This is a genomic window from Blautia sp. CGZ-1-C1 (assembly GCF_056504575.1).
On record NZ_JBWLUT010000194.1, the window covers coordinates 1 to 17,471 of the forward strand.

The 17,471-nt window shown below is 37.1% G+C and carries 18 protein-coding genes and 3 pseudogenes; 7 read left to right on the forward strand and 14 right to left on the reverse strand.

Annotated features, from left to right (window positions below; genetic code table 11):
- The 4 genes and pseudogenes from AC058W_RS17360 to AC058W_RS17375 form a co-directional block, all read right to left on the reverse strand.
- Nucleotides 1–229, reverse strand: a 229-nt coding sequence (locus AC058W_RS17360) for a recombinase family protein (protein ID WP_479390434.1), incomplete at its 3' end; no start/stop codon positions are given.
- A 40-nt stretch (nt 230–269) separates the two neighbouring features.
- Nucleotides 270–476 carry a phospholipase D-like domain-containing protein gene (locus tag AC058W_RS17365; RefSeq protein ID WP_479390427.1) on the reverse strand — a complete coding sequence of 69 codons (207 nt, stop codon included), beginning with the start codon at nt 474–476 and terminating at the stop codon, nt 270–272.
- A 19-nt stretch (nt 477–495) separates the two neighbouring features.
- On the reverse strand, nt 496–2,169 hold the full coding sequence (locus AC058W_RS17370) for a DEAD/DEAH box helicase family protein (RefSeq protein ID WP_479390428.1): 1,674 nt from the start codon (nt 2,167–2,169) through the stop codon (nt 496–498).
- A gap of 25 nt (nt 2,170–2,194) precedes the next feature.
- Nucleotides 2,195–3,204: pseudogene (locus AC058W_RS17375) on the reverse strand (TOTE conflict system archaeo-eukaryotic primase domain-containing protein).
- Between the two features lie 207 nt (nt 3,205–3,411).
- On the opposite strand from AC058W_RS17375, the gene AC058W_RS17380 reads away from it, so the two are divergent.
- Nucleotides 3,412–3,603, forward strand: coding sequence for a hypothetical protein (locus AC058W_RS17380; RefSeq protein ID WP_055059878.1), 192 nt, complete (start codon nt 3,412–3,414; stop codon nt 3,601–3,603).
- Between the two features lie 63 nt (nt 3,604–3,666).
- On the opposite strand, the gene AC058W_RS17385 is transcribed toward AC058W_RS17380, so the two are convergent.
- Both AC058W_RS17385 and AC058W_RS17390 read right to left on the reverse strand, forming a co-directional pair.
- Nucleotides 3,667–4,608, reverse strand: a complete 942-nt coding sequence (locus AC058W_RS17385; protein ID WP_117675896.1) for an Abi family protein — start codon at nt 4,606–4,608, stop codon at nt 3,667–3,669.
- Nucleotides 4,609–4,874: 266 nt separating this feature from the next.
- Nucleotides 4,875–5,009 (reverse strand): hypothetical protein, encoded by a 135-nt coding sequence (locus AC058W_RS17390; protein WP_278277958.1) that lies wholly within the window; start codon nt 5,007–5,009, stop codon nt 4,875–4,877.
- A gap of 249 nt (nt 5,010–5,258) precedes the next feature.
- Between AC058W_RS17390 and AC058W_RS17395 the strand changes: the two are divergent.
- Nucleotides 5,259–6,341, forward strand: a pseudogene (locus tag AC058W_RS17395) (ATP-binding protein); the annotation flags it as partial.
- 193 nt (nt 6,342–6,534) lie between these two features.
- On the opposite strand, the gene AC058W_RS17400 reads toward AC058W_RS17395, so the two are convergent.
- From AC058W_RS17400 to AC058W_RS17420, 5 genes are all read right to left on the reverse strand, one after another.
- Nucleotides 6,535–7,407, reverse strand: coding sequence for an ATP-binding cassette domain-containing protein (locus AC058W_RS17400; RefSeq protein ID WP_117675894.1), 873 nt, complete (start codon nt 7,405–7,407; stop codon nt 6,535–6,537).
- 3 nt (nt 7,408–7,410) lie between these two features.
- Nucleotides 7,411–8,067, reverse strand: coding sequence for a hypothetical protein (locus AC058W_RS17405; RefSeq protein WP_005339624.1), 657 nt, complete (start codon nt 8,065–8,067; stop codon nt 7,411–7,413).
- The gene (locus tag AC058W_RS17410) at nt 8,064–9,134 is read right to left on the reverse strand and encodes an ABC transporter permease subunit (protein ID WP_117675892.1); all 1,071 of its coding nucleotides are present in this window, start codon (nt 9,132–9,134) and stop codon (nt 8,064–8,066) included. The genes AC058W_RS17405 and AC058W_RS17410 overlap by 4 nt, the downstream gene beginning before the upstream one ends.
- A 116-nt stretch (nt 9,135–9,250) precedes the next feature.
- Entirely contained in the window at nt 9,251–10,429 is a 1,179-nt protein-coding gene (locus AC058W_RS17415; RefSeq protein ID WP_117675890.1) for a sensor histidine kinase, read from the reverse strand.
- On the reverse strand, nt 10,417–11,091 hold the full coding sequence (locus AC058W_RS17420; protein ID WP_014080778.1) for a response regulator transcription factor: 675 nt from the start codon (nt 11,089–11,091) through the stop codon (nt 10,417–10,419). The genes AC058W_RS17415 and AC058W_RS17420 overlap by 13 nt, the downstream gene beginning before the upstream one ends.
- 283 nt (nt 11,092–11,374) lie before the next feature.
- Between AC058W_RS17420 and AC058W_RS17425 the strand changes: the two genes are divergently transcribed.
- From AC058W_RS17425 to mobQ, 5 genes and pseudogenes are all read left to right on the forward strand, one after another.
- Nucleotides 11,375–11,758, forward strand: coding sequence for an adenylate cyclase (locus AC058W_RS17425; protein WP_479390429.1), 384 nt, complete (start codon nt 11,375–11,377; stop codon nt 11,756–11,758).
- 24 nt (nt 11,759–11,782) lie between these two features.
- Nucleotides 11,783–12,454: pseudogene (locus tag AC058W_RS17430) on the forward strand (replication initiator protein A).
- Nucleotides 12,451–13,308, forward strand: a complete 858-nt coding sequence (locus tag AC058W_RS17435; RefSeq protein ID WP_479390430.1) for an ATP-binding protein — start codon at nt 12,451–12,453, stop codon at nt 13,306–13,308. Before AC058W_RS17430 ends, AC058W_RS17435 begins: the two are co-directional and overlap by 4 nt.
- A gap of 189 nt (nt 13,309–13,497) precedes the next feature.
- Nucleotides 13,498–13,701, forward strand: coding sequence for a DUF3847 domain-containing protein (locus AC058W_RS17440; RefSeq protein WP_479390431.1), 204 nt, complete (start codon nt 13,498–13,500; stop codon nt 13,699–13,701).
- 141 nt (nt 13,702–13,842) lie between these two features.
- The gene (gene mobQ / locus AC058W_RS17445; RefSeq protein ID WP_479390432.1) at nt 13,843–15,552 is read left to right on the forward strand and encodes a MobQ family relaxase; all 1,710 of its coding nucleotides are present in this window, start codon (nt 13,843–13,845) and stop codon (nt 15,550–15,552) included.
- Nucleotides 15,553–15,695: 143 nt separating this feature from the next.
- On the opposite strand, the gene AC058W_RS17450 is transcribed toward mobQ, so the two are convergent.
- The 3 genes from AC058W_RS17450 to AC058W_RS17460 form a co-directional block, all read right to left on the reverse strand.
- Complete coding sequence (locus tag AC058W_RS17450) at nt 15,696–16,097, reverse strand: DUF6483 family protein (RefSeq protein ID WP_055053541.1); 402 nt, start codon at nt 16,095–16,097, stop codon at nt 15,696–15,698.
- A gap of 43 nt (nt 16,098–16,140) precedes the next feature.
- A complete protein-coding gene (locus AC058W_RS17455) occupies nt 16,141–16,488 on the reverse strand; it encodes a hypothetical protein (RefSeq protein WP_055053535.1) in 348 nt (115 codons plus the stop codon).
- 70 nt (nt 16,489–16,558) lie between these two features.
- Complete coding sequence (locus AC058W_RS17460; RefSeq protein WP_479390433.1) at nt 16,559–16,975, reverse strand: YjdF family protein; 417 nt, start codon at nt 16,973–16,975, stop codon at nt 16,559–16,561.
- Nucleotides 16,976–17,471 lie beyond the last annotated feature (496 nt).

Here is a 17,471-nt window from a genome sequence, read left to right on the forward strand (position 1 = left end):
CTGCCGCATCACGACCAAATCTGGAAAGCTTGAACACCAGTACAAACTGAACCTCATCTGTTCCATTCTCAATATTATCCAACATTCTCTGGAATTCCGGTCTGCCCTCTATGCTCTTTCCAGATTTACCTTCATCGGAATACTCATTTACGATTTCCATATTCTGAAATTCCGCATATCTCTTGAGTTTTTCTTTCTGAGCATCCAGACTGTATCCATCTACCTGCATGGTTGGGGATACTCTAGTATATATATCGCATTTAATCTTTTTACTCACTTTTTCTCCTCTCCTCAGAACATCCCAAAGCAATTTCCAACAATTCCGTTGCAACTTGTGGATTTCTGATACGCATTAAGTTATCCCAGACATCTGCTTCGCGTAGAAGATTCATCCCACCATGCCATACTATTTCATCATCAATAACGGCAAAGCATTCTTCTACTTCTGTTCTTGTTATCACATTTATTCCTATCAATTGCATTGTTCTGATTAATTCATAACATACATCCGACTTTCCGTAAGTAATATCTTCCGGATCTGTTGTAATAACTGTGACCTTTACCCCTACTTCCTGTCTCGTCGTCGATTAGTAATAAAAATCTGTCAATTTTATCCTGTCTGATATCCGGACTGGAAATTACCACCATTTTTTCTGACTCTACAATATCTTGCTCGAATTTTTCAGTATAATTTACAGAATCAAATATTGCATTTATTATTTGTTTAGGTTGCAACTCTTGCGTCCAGATTGAAAATCCCATCTTCCTGTATGTTCTCAATCTTTTTGCATACATTTTATCAAAATAACGCACATGCGAATCGATATAATCATACACATAAACGGCTTCTTTTCCGACATAATCTCTGTTTAATCTACCTACATACTGTTCCAGGCGTCCTTCAAAAGATACAGGTGCTGCAAGCATTAATACATCCAGTCTTGGAAAATCAAACCCTTCTCCTATTTTCTGACCAGTTGCCACCAAAATAAGCGATTCATTTTCAGGTATCTGCTTTAATTTTACTCTTATTTCAGCATTTTCCTTATCCGAATTATCCCCATACAGAAGGAATACATGATCTGCTTTTTCCTTTAAGGCATCATGTAAAAATTTTGCATGTTCCTTAAATCTTGTCAAAATTACAGGAGTTTGTTTTCTTGCAACACAAGTTATAACATCATCTATGATCATTTCATTGCGCACCTTACTGGTACTTATCAAATTATATGCTTTATTAATATTATCCTTGCTTTCTGCAGTATCAACTACTCTTGTGTATCTTGGGACAAAATAATGTCCAATCCCCTGTTCCTTAGCCCTCTCCAACGCAGTAAATCTATGTCTCAAAGGTCCCAGCAGCATATAGATAATCCGATCAAGACTGTCGCCACGTTTAGGCGTAGCAGAAACACCATACACGTATTTTGCATTTATTTTCTGCAATAATTCCATAGATGTATTAGAAGCTGCGTGATGACATTCATCCATAATTACCATTCCGTAAGAATTAATTCGTTCATTAAATTTTCCTCTGCTGTACATCGAACCAACCATTGCAACATCTATGATCCCCGTCAATGTATTTTTATTTCCGTGCAAAACGCCTATCACACTATTCCTTTTTTTCTTTCTTCCTGTTTTTGTTTCATATTCCGGTGGTTCTTCTCTTATCTCTAAAAAATGATTCAATTCATCAACCCACTGATTAAGCAAATCTTTACTTTGCAGCAAAATGAGCGTATTTACTTTTCGCTCTGCAATAAGGTAACTACATACTACTGTTTTTCCAAATGCAGTTGCCGCACTCAGAACCCCATCTGAATGTGATAATAATTTTTCTGCTGCTAATTCCTGTTGCATTCGCAAATCACCTTTAAAAGATACTCTGATAGGTTGTCCTGTTTCTCTTTGATCTGAAACATCAACTGAAATGCCTGCTTTTTCACATTCCTGTATAATATTTTCCCGCAGTCCTCTCGGAATCTGTATATATCCATCTATATCCTTACCTAAATATACAGCACTAAAATTATAATAATTAGAATATCCCAGCCTTTTATTTTTGTAAAATTCCGGATTATCAAATGCCGCCAAACTACGAATCTGATTTTGTATTCTTGGCATAAGATTCAGAGTATCTATATAAACTCCATTTCCTAATACCATGTGCAGCTTGCCGACAATATCTGAATTACAAAAACTCGCATTTCTTCTTCCATGGTTTCGGTCTGACATTCTTCTCAATATTAGTAAGCAATCCTCTGACTTCTGCTAATTCTCTCTGCCATTTTGCCATGCATTGTTCAATATCTTCTATTCCCAGCTTTCTTGTTTTATTAAAAAGAGCATCCCATTGATCAGGATATGCATTCCAATTTTCATCTACAAAAGCACTATTTCCATTTTTAAGCGCCTGCCCCTGTAATGGCAATGCAATCAAATTACCTATGCTGCTTGCCACATCCTGCGAAGGATACATTCTATCATAATAATGAAACGATTTCAGATTGATGGAAGTTGAACCCTTATCTAACAGGAGAAATCCAAAATTCCTTGCTGTTGCCGCAGGTATTGCCTTTTTAAAGAAAATCCATACATGGGCACCTTTTCCAGATCGAGATCTCTCAACTAAAGGTCTGATATCATTAAGCTCACACATTTTTCTAAGTGCTTCTACTTCTTTATGCCACTCATTATCCGTATTTGCAAAGTCCGTAACCTCCGCTCCTTTTTCATGATTATCAAAATCAAATACAATAAATCTGCATGTACCATTTGGCAATAAAGGATATACACCTATTACATCTGATCCATCTTCTTTTGTGCCTAACAAATGAGCAATTATTTTTTTACATCCAGACTTATCCATTTAGTATTTTCACATTCATCACAAAACACTTTCTCTTTACGTTGTTTAGGGCAAAGCCGGTCATTCCAACGATTCGCACACTGTGGAAAATAGCCCCCGTTCTTTCCCCGTCTGGCATATACATCTTCTCTTCCCCAAAACATCGAAAAGAAACGTATTGCCATTTTCTCTGTAATATACGGTGGATTTACAATACGATTCCCTTGATCCAGGTCATATTCTTCTGCACTTTCTATTTTTTCTTCAAAAGGATTCACCTCTTCATATGAAATGCCTGCTTTCTTCAATTTATCTTTTAATATCTTGTTCTCATATTCAAGCAACCTAACCATCTTTCTCAATGAATCTGCATCATATGCTTCTATGTTCAAACCTTCCACCTACAATTCTTATTATCTCGTAACATAACTTCCGTTCAATGTCCCAACTTTATTTTAGTATTTGTTCCAACTATTTTCAATACTTATTTTTCTTATTGACGCACTTCTCTGTCAATCGTATAATTAATACACAAAAAAACGAAAAGAGGAGGTGTTCGTATGGCTACTTCAAGTATTACTCATAATTTTGTCATATCCAATCCAAATAGCGTAAAACATTTTATCGCAGCGATTGATGAAGCTGACCGTGACCGCACACCAAAGCAGACACTTCCCGGACGTCAGTTGACAAACCCACAAGAAATCTTAGCTTTAATGTCAAAGAGGAAAAAACAAACTCTTAAATATTAAAATTCTTCAATAAAAAATCCTCTAAAACAATAGGTATTTCACTATCTCTTAGAGGATATTTCTTTACTTTAAATGATATTTGGTAATACTTTTCCAGTTTTCCGAGAAACCCATTTTATTCAATAATTCAACTTCGCTTATATGCTCTACCTCTCTGTTTACTCGGTCAATCTCCTTTATGAGCTTTCTTTTAAATTCCAGAAAATCTTTTCCCGGTAATAGATATCTAAAAGCAATCACCACAGCAAACAAATCTTGTTTTCCTTTTTCGTACTGATTACCGCTCTGTGGTAATGAAAGTTTTTTATGAAGCGGTGTATCCGCAATAGCATCTACTGTTCTGTATGTAAACAGTCGTTCCCCATGGGCACATACATTCCTATATTTCGTGAGAACAGATAGAAACTGCTCCATCTGATGCTGATTCAAAGGTTCAAAGTTTTTTGATACTTTTGATTTTAAAGATTGAGGAAATACTCGGAACATTTTTGATAAGTTTCCAAACGTAAGTACATTTGCCAAAACCCATAATGGAATTTCACCATATGTCTTGCGATAATAGTTGATATATGTATAATCTGTGGTCGTTATTGCCCGTTTCAAGGTCGCTATCAACTTTACGATTGTTGCATGATTTCTTTTTGTATTATTATAATTATTAGCATCCAGGTACTGCTTCTGCTCTGCTCCATACATTTCAGTAAAATAGTATGACATCAAAGAACGCATCTGTCGCTCAATCTGCAGTAAATATTTAAAGAACAACTCTCTAAGCTCTGCATCAAACTTATACAGACTGACTATTTCTTCAAAACTTGTTCCTACTTTATATTTCTTTGTATTCGATATTCTAAAAAGATGTTTATATCCTCCCATAAGAGGAAAATATCCTATTTGACGTAACATCTCTTCCGCATATTCTCTGTCTTTTATTTTTATTCCCTTTTCATCACTGATCCAAGAAACCTGGTCACTAAAAGAAGAGAATTTTTTCGGTGTCTGCATATCATTTCTCCTTAAAACAAAAGAGGGAGAGACCCGCAGGCTCTCCCCCGCCTGTAGGCTTCGCAAGTTTCTACAGAACGATCACTGAGCTTAGTATACGTCATTTCAAATGTCCTGTCAATATGCCAAAACATTCTCTGTCATATCAGCTCGAAATTATTCTATGCTACTTTTCTCCAAATTATCATTCTTTTTTATCAGCTTTTAAAATTTATTTGATCTAAAAATACATGAAAAAAGCGACAGTCTGATTTACATTTTGTATTTCAGGAAACTGCCGCTTCTTTTTCTTCCTTATTCTGTTTTTCTTCCTTCAACTCCCGGAGGACTTCTTCGCCGTACTTATCAATCATACGTACCAGAAAATCAATGCACCGCTCAAATTCAATATTCTGTTGCATAAGCTCCTCCCGTTATTGTTTGTTCTGAGCTTATTTTACAGAACCTGCCTGAAAACCACATTGAATAGAAATTGATTGTAAATTGACACAATCACTTTAAAAATATCCGCATTTTCTTGAATCGAATGTACGTTCGTGCTATGATAGATATACTCAATCTTAACTACGAAAGGGGAATTTCTATTGAATCGATGCGATTTTTCTTCTATTAGCACTTACTTAAAAAATCATATCAGCGAAAGTAATCAAATGAGTCAGCCTGATTTTTTATACGAATTATTTGAAGATTTTATGGATGATCCGACAAATCAGGATTTTTCAATGGACAACGGTCTGGTTTGCCGCTGGATGACTGGTCAGGCTAAAATCAGTCCTAAAATATCCGCTTACTATTCCAAGCCATCCAATCAGAAAAAATTAGCCCATACCATCCACCAGAATCTTCTTCCACTGATGTCTGACTGTAATATGGCTATACAAGATATTTACACTTTATTCATTCAGGATGACAGCATCTCAGATGCGAAAAAGAAAAATCTGACTCCCTTATATAAACCAGCCAGTTCAAGACTGCTGTTTCTTGCAAAACTGATTTCTTTTGGCATGGAACGCCAATTCATCAAACGTAATACCAAAAATCAGAAGCTGCTCGCCGGAGGCGCTTTATCCCCCATTGTGCTGGATTATATTATGGACAGTGAGGTTCCGAAACCATGCCGTCATTTTATCGGAAGAGATAAAGAACTGGAAGAATTATATACCATGCTTGAGGAAAACCGTCATGTTTTTCTTTGCGGAATCGCCGGAATCGGAAAAAGTGAACTTGCCAAAGCCTACGCAAAGCAGTACATGAGGCATTACACCAATATCCTTTATGTAGAATATACCGGCAATCTTCATCAGGATATTACTGACATGGATTTTATTGACGATCTGCCGGAAAGCACTGAACAGGAACGTTTCCAAAGGCACAACCGCTTCCTGCGTTCTCTGAAATCTGATACTCTGTTGATCATAGATAATTTTAATGTCACTGCTACACAGGACAGCTTTCTGTCAGTAGTATTAAAATATCGCTGCCAGATTTTGTTTACAACCAGAAGCAAACTGGATGAATACTGTACTCTGCCATTAAAAGAAATAGAGGACATGAACGCTCTCTTCTAGCTGGCATCAGCATTTTATTCAGAGGCAGACACGTACCGGACAACAGTTGAAAAGATCATCGAAACTGTTCACTCTCATACTTTTGCCGTGGAACTGACAGCAAAACTTCTGGAAAATGGAATCTCGACTCCAGACCAGTTATTAACAAGACTTCTGGTGGAAAAAGATGCACTTGCCAAGATAGAAAATATCTCTGCTGACAATGCTCGCCTCGTTTCTAACCTTCATGCCAACCTTGGAGGACTTTACCGCATGAAAGGTTATCCCGATCTTGCAAGAGAACACATGGAAAAACTCTATCCGGTCTTTTAACAAAATAAGTACAATTTACTGGCGGGCAACTTGCCCGCCGTTATATTCAGCTATTCGTCAAATAAATATATGCATCTTCCAAAGTGATATCATTATCCAGGACACAATTCTCATTTGGCTTTCCTTTGCTTAATACTTTCATATGAATTCCATTTTCTACATACTGCTTAGATGATATAGAATAATTGGCTTCTAACAAACGGGCTTCTTCTGCATTTTGTACCGTACAATTCCAAACACAGCCCTTTGCATTTTCCAGCAACCCACTCACGCTTCCAGAATATAAAAAACTTCCCTTTTTCATAATGGCAAGCTGTGTACAGGTTGCTGCTAAATCTTCTACTACATGAGTGGAAAACAGCACAGTTCTATCCTTTGAAAAATCAACCAAAAGATTGCGGATCCTGATTCTTTCTTCCGGATCTAACCCGGTGGTAGGTTCATCAATAATCAAAAAATCCGGATTATTAAGAAGTGCCTGTATGAGTCCGACACGTCTCTTCATACCACCAGATAATTGCCGCATTTTTTTATTCTGTTGCTCTGTAAGAGAAGTCTTTTCCAAATAATAGGTAATTCTTTGTTTGAGGTCATTTGTGGATACTCCTGATAGTCCACCCATATATACAAGACATTCTTTCACCGTAAGATTCGGATATAAGTCGATTTCCTGTGGAAGATAACCAATCTTTTTCTGTATTTTCTCATAATTTCCCTCGTTATACAGAATTCCATCAAGGGAAACCATTCCTTCCGTTTGTTTTAAAACGGTTGTAAGAACCCTCATCAAAGTGGTTTTTCCAGCACCATTCTCACCCAAAAGTCCGTAAATTCCCTTGGGTATTTCAAGAGATGCCTTATTTACTGCAACTACACCATTTTTAAATCTAACTGTTAAATCATTTATTCTAATACTCATAATCTATCCTCTTTTCTTTAAAGCCATTGGTAATACTGCAAATAAAAACAGCCCCGCTATAAAAGACACAAGCGTTCCATAAATCCAACTCTCGGACATTAATTGAGTAGGTTCACAAAAGCTGAAAGAAAACAATCCCAGATTTCCGAAAAATGAACTTCCCGCTTTTGATATAAGTCCAATGACAATTCCAAATAAACATCCAATACCTGCCCACATATTTCGAAGCAATGTACACAAAATCACAGAGCATATACTCCAAAGCCAGATAGTTCCAAACATTGCAATGAAATATAAAAGAAATATCTGAATACCCGAAATGCCTTCGTTTACACTGCCCGGTTTTTGCCAGAAAAACAAAACATATCCAACACAGGAAAGTATTAATAAATATAATATTTGAACGCCCACTCTCTGCGATATTACTTTTAACTGCTTTTTTTGATCATACAAATGAAATACATCGGCACGCTTACTTTTTACTTCCATCAAATATGTGTCACTACAAAAAATAATTGTTAAAAATGCTATTGGAGACTGAATTGCTGAACCGATTTCTTCATAGTATATAATCGGATGAATAACACACAATATCAGTATAAATGCACATGAATAAAAAATCTTATATAACGACAGGCAGTTTTTTAGTTCCGTTTTCAATGAACCCTCCTCCTTTTCCAGATTGTAACAGAAATACATACTAATATAACAGATGAGATCACAAGCATAATCTGATTTATATTTGACATTTTGGCTGCATGTGTTTCAAAAAACCTGCCAGGGAATCGCACCATAATAGAGAACGGTCTCATATAATAAATATCATTCTTCTTGGTCAGCATATTTGAATATATAATGTGTAAAAACAAAACTGGTGCTGCCGGAAGCGGATTTTTAAATATTAATGCTGTAATTGTATAGACACAACATATCATCAAAAGATTCGGCACAATATAGATCAGAGAATTCACGCAAAAATCAATTGGTGTTACCGGAAAGCCCGATTCTAAAGACGTTTTCAAACACAGCATAAAGAATATAACATTCAAAATCACTAATACGCCCAACATACTAATGAATCCGCTTATTACTTTCCCGCATATATATTGGATTGCCGTAACAGGCTTTGTATGTAATAATTCATAGGTATTTTTTCGTGTATCCTGAATAAATAAAAATGATAGCAATACGGTTGCAAAAAAGGCCATATGCAATCCTGCAAAATCCGTGAACTTTTTGGCAAAGTACCAGGAAAAAGAATGTTCGGATAATTTCCGCTCGATATAATGATTGATTTCTTCTGCTGTCCCCTTATGAATTTCAAGGTCCTCATAAGCATATATTGCATTATAATAGCCATATTGGGATTCCAAAAACTCAGAAGCAGTCTTTACATCCATATTCTGAATTTCTTTCATTACATGATCTGCTTCCTGCCTGCTAAATCCAAAACCATTTTGTGAGGTGTCCATTAACGTCTCTTTGATCGTATCTTCCCACTCCCTTCTTCTTTCTTTATCATCAGATGTGGGAATGTACCCATCCATGACATCAGCATCTTCCAATGCTACGTCATTTTGTGTGATCTGTTCATTCTGTTTGATATAATGAATTTGCAAATACGATGACAGACATTGATACATACTGGCAACTATAATAATCAAGCCAATCCACAAAACAGGGTTCTTTAAATAATCAAGTATACTTCTTTTTATGATTGTTTTCATTGTATCTCTTCCTTTCTTTATTTCTTTAACAACATCATACAAATCAATTCTCAATAAATTCACAACAAAAAAGACTAAAACCACTTTATTTGTGATTTCAGCCTTATAAAGTATTTTTATTCAGCTTTGAAAAGAGCTTCTACATGAGCACCGCTTTGTCTGGCATTATATATTTTCAAATTTCCTCCATGCTTTTCACAGAAAATACGAGAAATATACATACCAAGGCCAAAATGCTTTAAATCATCTTGTGGATTCTTATGATAAAATGGCTCTGTTACTTTTTCCTCAGTATCCACAAATCCTATTCCATCATCTTCAACAGAAATTATAAGAAAACCATCCTTTTTCTTTATCTGCAAAGCAATACTTTTTTGTGCATATCGAACCGCATTTTCCAGTAAGTTGTCTGTCACTTCCATGACAAGTTCCTCATCCACTTTCACAATGTTTTGTTCCTGCACTCTTTCTACCTTACATAATTTACTTTCCTTCCTGGACAGCATGGCAGCTTCTGCCTCAATCTTTTTTGCCAGTTCCGATAATCCTATCTCTGAGCATTGCAGTTCCCTCTGTTCTAAATGGGACATTTTTCTCATGTTTTCCGTGAAATGCTCTATACGGTCAATCTGATACATGCCTGTTTGTAAGATATCAATAACATCCTCTGTTTTTATACTCTCAGCAGAAACAAACTCTAAGAGCATTTCCTGATACCCACGCAATATGGAAAGTGGAGAACGTATATCATGTGCAATTGCATTCCGCAAAGCCTTCTCGTCATCAATCATCCTCCACATCTTTCTGTTGTTATCTGCTAAGGCACTTCGCATCATTTCAAATTCTTTACACAAACTTCCCATCTCATCTTTATTTTCATAGGATACATGAAAATCCAGTTCATTATCTGCAATCATTTGTGAGACATCTTTTAGTTCCTGTAGAGGTGTCTTTAACTTATTTTTATAAAAAAAGAATACCGCAGCAACACTCCCAACAATCGAAAAAATCAGTACCGAATATGTTTCCATAAAATCACACATTTCCGAAAGATGATAGTCCAAACGATTCATCTGCGATTGATTAGGTCTTGATATCTCAATCTCGTATTTCTTTCCATATTGCTTAAACACGTCCGTATAATCTGCATAATCAATATATTTTTCCCATATTTTATTCTGCATATTTCTTGCAAAATGAACTGTAAATCCAGATAACAGAAACGCTGCCGTTAAGCTGATCACAAAATAAAGCAGAATTGTTTTTTTCAGTGACAAGTTTCTTATTTTTTCCATCGGTATCCAATCCCCCATACAGTTTCTATGTATTCTTTTTCTGAATAATCCGCTATTTTTTTCCTTATACGCCGTACTAATTCCGTTATCGTTCTACTGTCCCCTTCCGCATCATATCCACAGACTTGTGCATATATACGTTCTTTATCAAACACCTGCCCTGGATGCATGGATAAGAATTCAATAATCTGATATTCAATTTTTGTGAACTCCATCCTGTGTCCAGCTATAGCTACTATTTTTTCAGAATAATCAATCAGCATTTCATCCATGAAACGGTATTCCGTTTTTTGTTGATGCCTTTCTTCTCTCTTTATGTTTGTGACAATCCTCGCTTCCAACTCCCGAAGACTAAATGGTTTCGTAATATAATCATCCCCACCCGAAAGCAACCCATTAATTTTATCATCTTCATCAACTCTTGCTGTCAGAAATAAAATCGGACATAATACTTTACTGCGTATCAGACGACATACTTCAATCCCATCCATACGTGGCATGTTGATGTCCAATAAAATAATATCCGGTTTCATTTTTATTTTATTTAATGCTTCCATTCCATCTGTAGCCGTAATGGTTTCATATTGTTTCATATTAAAATAACTACAAAGCATTTTCACCAATTCTTTATCATCATCGACAACTAAAATCTTGTATTTCATCCAAACCACCTCCAGTATCCATATTATACGATAAAAAACAATGAAATCACAACAAGAGTACATGAAGAACGTACGCACAATATATCTTTTTTCTCAATGCCAGCTCAATTTCCCCTCAATGCCTTTTTCCTCCGATTTTCGTATGCTTATCTCACAGCAAAACAGTACCACACCGGTATGACCTGCTGAATCAATCAATACGAAAACGGAGGTATTTTTATGCGAGAACTCAGAAACACAAAAATCATTGCTGTAGATGTACCTGAAAAGGAGGGGATAAACCATGCAGAACAATATCCGCAACACAAACCTGCGTTTTAATCTGGACAAAGAACAGCAACGGAGAGCCTGGGAATATTTACAGACGATGGACAGGCAGGATTTTAAATCTTACAGTCAGGTAATCTCTCTTGCGCTGGTAGATTATTTTGACCGCTACTACCGCCCACAGGCTGATCCTTATCTGGAAACAAGAGAGCGGGAAGAACTTTTTGTGAAACAAATTGTAGATGCAGTGGAATACAGCCTGAAACAGTCATTGCCACTTTTTCTTTCCGGACTGACTGCAGGCATGGTGCAAAGGGAGCCCCAAATCAGGGCGCCCTTTCCAACACCTGAAAATTCACAGCCAGATAGTGATGTAGACTGGGATTTTCTTGGAGAATAAACCCTTTTGATTGGAGGTGAACACATGACTGACTTTCTGACAGCAGACACCAACCTGCCATCTTATATGATGTTTCCCCGTTTCCTTCTGGACATGGAAATAAACGAAACTGCCAAAATGCTTTATATTATCCTGCTCGACCGGGCAAGGCTTTCCCAGAAAAATGAGGGCTGGTCAGATACAGATGGTCATGTGTTCATTTACTTTACGATTGAAGCGCTGGCAGAAGTTCTCCACAAAAGCCAGATGACGGTTAAAACTGCTCTGGCAGTACTGGAAAAACAGGAACTTATCTTCCGAAAACGGCAGGGACCCGGACAACCCAATCGGATTTATGTAAAACTCCCAAAAGAAACCATCCACTATACAGACAGATTTCTTTCCCTAAGACAGACAGAAAACTGTCTGGTAATAAGAAAGAGATAAAAAAGAACAATTTAGCAATAAGAGGGAGTAAGGAGCCACTCTTCACCCTATGGAAAATTTCAAAATGTTTTTCTGTCAGAGAAAGAGCTGGAAGATATACAGCAGACAATCCCTGACTGGAAGGATTATATTGAACGCTTATCCGGTTATATGGCTTCTACCGGAAAGCAATATCAGAACCATGCAGCTACTATCATCAGTTGGGCAAGACAGGATCATCCTGTTTCCCGGCAAAGAAATTACGAAAGTGAGGAATACGAAACATTATGACAAAATTTATAGAAAAACCAACAGCTATAACCCCAAACAGAGAGCTTCAGTCTGATGAATATTTTAACGAAACAGACCACTTGATCTACTGTTCCAAATGCAATACGCCAAGGCAATGCAGGCATGAATTACAGGGAAAAGTTCTTATTCCTTCCATCCGCTGTAAATGCCAGCAGGAAATCTTTGAGCAGGAAGAAGCCCAAAGAAAACTTCATGAAAAACAAATGGAAATAGAGCATCTTAAAACCAGTGGCTTACAGGACAAAGCACTCTATGACTACACGTTTGCCAGGGATAACGGCATCAATCCAGAAATAAAACTGGCTCACAATTATGTAAGTAACTGGGAAGAGATGAAAGCAAACGCTTCCGGACTTCTTATTTGGGGTAATGTCGGTACTGGAAAATCTTTTTTTGCAGGCTGCATTGCTAATGCCCTTCTGGAAAAAGGCGTTCCTGTACTGATGACCAACTTTTCCCGGATTCTGAATACCCTTACCGGAATGCATTTTGAAGACAGAAACCAGTTCATCAACAGCTTAAACCGCTACAGTCTTCTGATTATTGATGATCTCGGAATTGAGCGGAACTCTGACTTTGCACTGGAACAGGTATTCAATGTGATCGACAGTCGTTACCGCAGTAAAAAGCCTCTGATCATAACGACCAATCTCACTTTATCAGAGCTGAATAACGCCTCTGATATCGCACACAAACGAATTTATGACCGTATTCTGGAGAGATGTATTCCTGTCCGTATCAATAACCGGAATATTCGTCAGGACAATGCAACAGCTAATTTAAAACAGGCAAAAAGAATTCTGTTAAACAATCATGCTCCGAACCAGAACTGAAGCAAAGAAGCATAACACGATAATTATTCTTCACTGACAGTGGTACTACTTTCTTTCCTTATTTATCACCAGAAACATGCCACTGTCAGTTATCTGAAACTATAGTACCAAACCATAAGATTTTAAAACCAATACTGCCCGGATACGGGCATAAAAAGGAGGTGCCAGATATGGCAGATAAAAGAGATCATGACACCAGAAGAAAAAGCACTGTTACAAGCAAAACACCGTCAAGAAGAAGCCGAAGCAAGAAACCGAAAAAAAGAACGTGATGCAAGAACACACCGATTAGTCCAGGAAGGAGCAATTCTGGAAAGTATTGTTCCCCATATTAAAGAAATGGATTTAGATTCCCTGAAACGGGAGCTGATGATCCGGCTACGGGGAATGTAAACGCACAAGTTCTACTCCCGAAGGGCGCACTTACTCACCACCTGATAAATCAGGCAGTGGTATCCCCTTCGGGGCTCGTGCGCTCTGCCGAGGGCTTTATCCGCTGTTGCAGGCAACATCGAAAGAAAGGAGGTGCCAGATATGGCAATTTATCATATGCAAGCCAAAGTCGTCAGCCGTGGTTCCGGTCGGTCTGCTGTTGCTGCTTCTGCTTATATGAGCTGTAGCCGGATGTACAATGATTATGATGGTATCCAGCATGACTATACCAGAAAGCATGGGCTAATCTATCAGGAAGTGATGCTTCCTCCAATTGCTCCATCCAAATGGATTGACCGGGAACAACTCTGGAACGCTGTGGAAGAAACCGAAAAGACCAAAGACAGCCGACTGGCAAGAGAATTTGTTGTCGCACTCCCTGTTGAGTTGGATAAAGACAGCAATATTTCTCTTCTTCAGGATTTTATTAAAAAGAATTTTGTAGATATGGGGATGTGTGCTGATTTTGCCATTCACGATACAGATGGTCACAATCCCCATGCACACATTCTTCTTACTGTCCGACCACTAAGTGAAAATGGAACATGGCAGTATAAAACCGAAAAAGAATATCTCTGTATCAAAGATGGGGAAGAAAAAGGATTTACTGCTTTTGAATTTAAAACTGCTCAAAAACAGGGATGGGAAAAGCAATATCGCTATAAAGTTGGGAAAAAGAAAGAATATCTGACTCCATCTTCCGCACAGGAAAAAGGATATGAACGGATTGATAAGCACCCCAAGAGCAGCCGATATGGCAGACAGAATCCTATTTCCGAACAATGGAACAGTGATGAACAACTCTGCATCTGGCGGGCAAACTGGGCAGATGCCGTAAATAAAATGCTTGCACGTAATCAGATAAATGCTGCCATTGATCACCGCAGCTTTGCAGATCAGGGAATCACCGAGCAGCCAACCATCCATGAAGGCTACATTGCCCAGAATATGGAAAAGAATGGCATAATATCAGACCGTTGTGAAATCAACCGTCAGATTCGTGCAGATAACAAAATGCTCCGGGAATTAAAAGCTCAGGTAGCAAAATTGGCTGAAGCTGTAGAAAAATCTATTCCGATAATTGCAGAAACATTGGAAGCGATCCGCAATCATATGATTTTTACACAATATCATTTACTTCACAATGAAATGCAAAAAGAAGTGATACATGACTGGATGAATCATTTTATTCCAATACTGAATAAATACAACACCGTCAAAAAGAAACTCAAAGCGAAAGTTACGGAACGGAAAGAACTGAATGTGCAAAAGGATAAAACCAGTATTTTGAATCCCATCCAGCATATAAAATTGAATCAACAGCTTACCACTGTTACAGAAGAAATCGAAGAACTGAAATCACAGAAAGAACAGCTAATCTTCCAGGCACAATGCTCTACTGATAAAGATATGACGAATCTATCCAAGAAATATAACCAGATGAATAAAAATCTGGATATCTTGGATTCTCAGGACACTTCGCTCAAAAAGCAGCTAAAAAAAGATGCTTCCGCTTTCCGGGAAGAAAAATTTCGTCCTGATCCAGAACAATATACAGAATTACTGGATACCAGAATCCAGATACGTCCTGCTTTCCGGGATAAGCTGATTGAACAGCTTAAAGGAACTTTTGGTAAATATTATGACTATCACCGCCGTGATATTGCCGCCAATGAAGTGGATTATCTGAATGTTGAAGATCCTGATGTCTTCTCCCATCGTGCCTGGGAACTTGAATGTCAGAGGAAACAGGAGATGCGGCGAAATCAGCCTGCTTGGGCTAAGAAAAAGTCCTATGATATGGAATTGTAATCATCTTCGAGTAGATAATATACTCTTACAAATCTCTTGTTCAAAAATAAACTCCTTTCAAAAAGGCGTATGGAAATCAAAACTTCCATACGCCAATTTTATATTCCGCTCTGTAAGTTGTCTAAAAGTTGACTAAAATTATATTACCATTCATTATCATCTTTGATCAAATAAAACAACTCCTTATATCCAGACTGTATAAGTAATTGTTTAAATCCTGAAAGTACTTCTTCTTTTGTATAATTATTGTTCTCCAAGAATTCATTATCCTTCTCACTAAGGTATTGGTAAAAAAGAGCAGCTGCCATTACCTCCTCTTTATTTGTATAATCAATGTTATCTAAAAGTATGTTTTCTGCTTCATTAATTTGTCCTAAATCAATCATATCCAAAAAACTTTTCAGTTTTTTTCCTGATACTTCATATTTATTTTCTTTTTCAAGCTCAACAGAAACATATTTTTTCCCAAATACTAAAGAAAATAATACCCTTACCATTTCTTTTATCATTCGCATAATGTAATCTTTCTCATCTGTGAAGTACATTTTCATCACCCCAAACATCAATTTCTGTAAATGGACTTTATCATCAAATAAATCCCACCCATATTCCAACTGCTATAAGTAATATACCCAACATTCTTCCTAGAAGTTTTGACTTCCGGTATCCTAAAAGAGCATTTGTTTCAGGAGTAGCAAATGGTAGTAAAACGATATCTATGCCCATTGTCGTAATTCCAATTCCTATTATGAAAACGTTATTGTTAGAAATAATGCCATAAAACATAACCCAAAAGCCCCCCAATAATACTAAGGTAAAATACTTAATTTTATGGCTGTCTTTATACACCATCTTTTCATAACAATTTTCACATTCACTGTTACAAAATTCAGAATAGTCATTTAGCTCTTTGCCACAGTATTTGCATTTTTTCATACTGTTCCCTCGGTAATCTCAAAAATCTCATTCAACAATTATCCCGATTTGAGTAAAAGCCCAAGGGACTTTAATGTCCCTTATGCTTTTCTCTTTTCTTTCGTTGTTTCAGTTCAAACATTCGCCGTTCTTCCGCCTCTTTTTTCTTGCGGTCTTTCTCTTTGCGTTCCTGCTTGTTCTGTTCCTGTTGTAGTTTCAGCGCCTGTTGCGATTTTGTACCAATACCTATTTCCAGCGTCTGCTTTTTTGCTTCTCGCTGCATCCGTTTCGGATTTCTTTTGATATCCTTTACAACTGTTTCAACAACCGGACTGAATTTCAAACTGAAGTACCACTTTTGAATATATTCCTGCACTTCACAATCTTTCGGCTCTGCACCAAATGTTACCTTTGCCACAGATAGTTTACCATTTTCGATGCGTTCAAAGATTCCCACCCAAAACGGCTCTTCAAAAAATACTGTCAGCTTTCCATTTACTTTGTCCATAAGAATCCCTCCTAAAATTGATTGAACAAAGAATGGACAACCCGGAGGGGCAGGTTACTTACCCTATTTATATAGGACGGCCGGGCTACCTACCGGCTCTGGCACATCAAAGATGTACGTTGCGTTTTTATCTTTGCTTTTATAATCAAACCATATGGCACGATTAACGTAATTCTGTAACTTCAGTTCAAATCATACCACATGATTAATGTATTTTCTATATACTTTCTTTATAATCAGCAAAAAGCTCCCGAAGGAGCTTTCCACACTTTAAATATACACTAATTCTTTTAACACAATCTCTTCTGCTGCATGCCATATTTCCCGTGAAGAATGTTGTAAATTAGTACTATCCATAACGGTAATCGAAAATTTAATTATTCGTATTTTTTCCCGATAATGTAAATCGAAACTAACATACCACCTAATATCATAATTAAGAAAATGTTATTTAAAATATCCCATAAAGCTATATTGAAACAATTGATTATTATAA

Bases quoted from the DNA above. Each gene is read 5' to 3' on its own strand.
- AC058W_RS17410 (WP_117675892.1), bottom strand. From the start codon at position 9,134: ATGAAAACAATCATAAAAAGAAGTATACTTGATTATTTAAAGAACCCT.
- AC058W_RS17370 (WP_479390428.1), bottom strand. From the start codon at position 2,169: ATGGTATTAGGAAATGGAGTTTATATAGATACTCTGAATCTTATGCCA.
- AC058W_RS17440 (WP_479390431.1), top strand. From the start codon at position 13,498: ATGACACCAGAAGAAAAAGCACTGTTACAAGCAAAACACCGTCAAGAA.
- AC058W_RS17460 (WP_479390433.1), bottom strand. From the start codon at position 16,975: ATGGACAAAGTAAATGGAAAGCTGACAGTATTTTTTGAAGAGCCGTTT.
- AC058W_RS17435 (WP_479390430.1), top strand. From the start codon at position 12,451: ATGACAAAATTTATAGAAAAACCAACAGCTATAACCCCAAACAGAGAG.
- AC058W_RS17455 (WP_055053535.1), bottom strand. From the start codon at position 16,488: ATGAAAAAATGCAAATACTGTGGCAAAGAGCTAAATGACTATTCTGAA.
- AC058W_RS17400 (WP_117675894.1), bottom strand. From the start codon at position 7,407: ATGAGTATTAGAATAAATGATTTAACAGTTAGATTTAAAAATGGTGTA.
- AC058W_RS17385 (WP_117675896.1), bottom strand. From the start codon at position 4,608: ATGCAGACACCGAAAAAATTCTCTTCTTTTAGTGACCAGGTTTCTTGG.
- AC058W_RS17425 (WP_479390429.1), top strand. From the start codon at position 11,375: ATGCAGAACAATATCCGCAACACAAACCTGCGTTTTAATCTGGACAAA.
- AC058W_RS17380 (WP_055059878.1), top strand. From the start codon at position 3,412: ATGGCTACTTCAAGTATTACTCATAATTTTGTCATATCCAATCCAAAT.
- AC058W_RS17390 (WP_278277958.1), bottom strand. From the start codon at position 5,009: ATGCAACAGAATATTGAATTTGAGCGGTGCATTGATTTTCTGGTACGT.
- AC058W_RS17450 (WP_055053541.1), bottom strand. From the start codon at position 16,097: ATGTACTTCACAGATGAGAAAGATTACATTATGCGAATGATAAAAGAA.
- mobQ (WP_479390432.1), top strand. From the start codon at position 13,843: ATGGCAATTTATCATATGCAAGCCAAAGTCGTCAGCCGTGGTTCCGGT.
- AC058W_RS17420 (WP_014080778.1), bottom strand. From the start codon at position 11,091: ATGAAATACAAGATTTTAGTTGTCGATGATGATAAAGAATTGGTGAAA.
- AC058W_RS17415 (WP_117675890.1), bottom strand. From the start codon at position 10,429: ATGGAAAAAATAAGAAACTTGTCACTGAAAAAAACAATTCTGCTTTAT.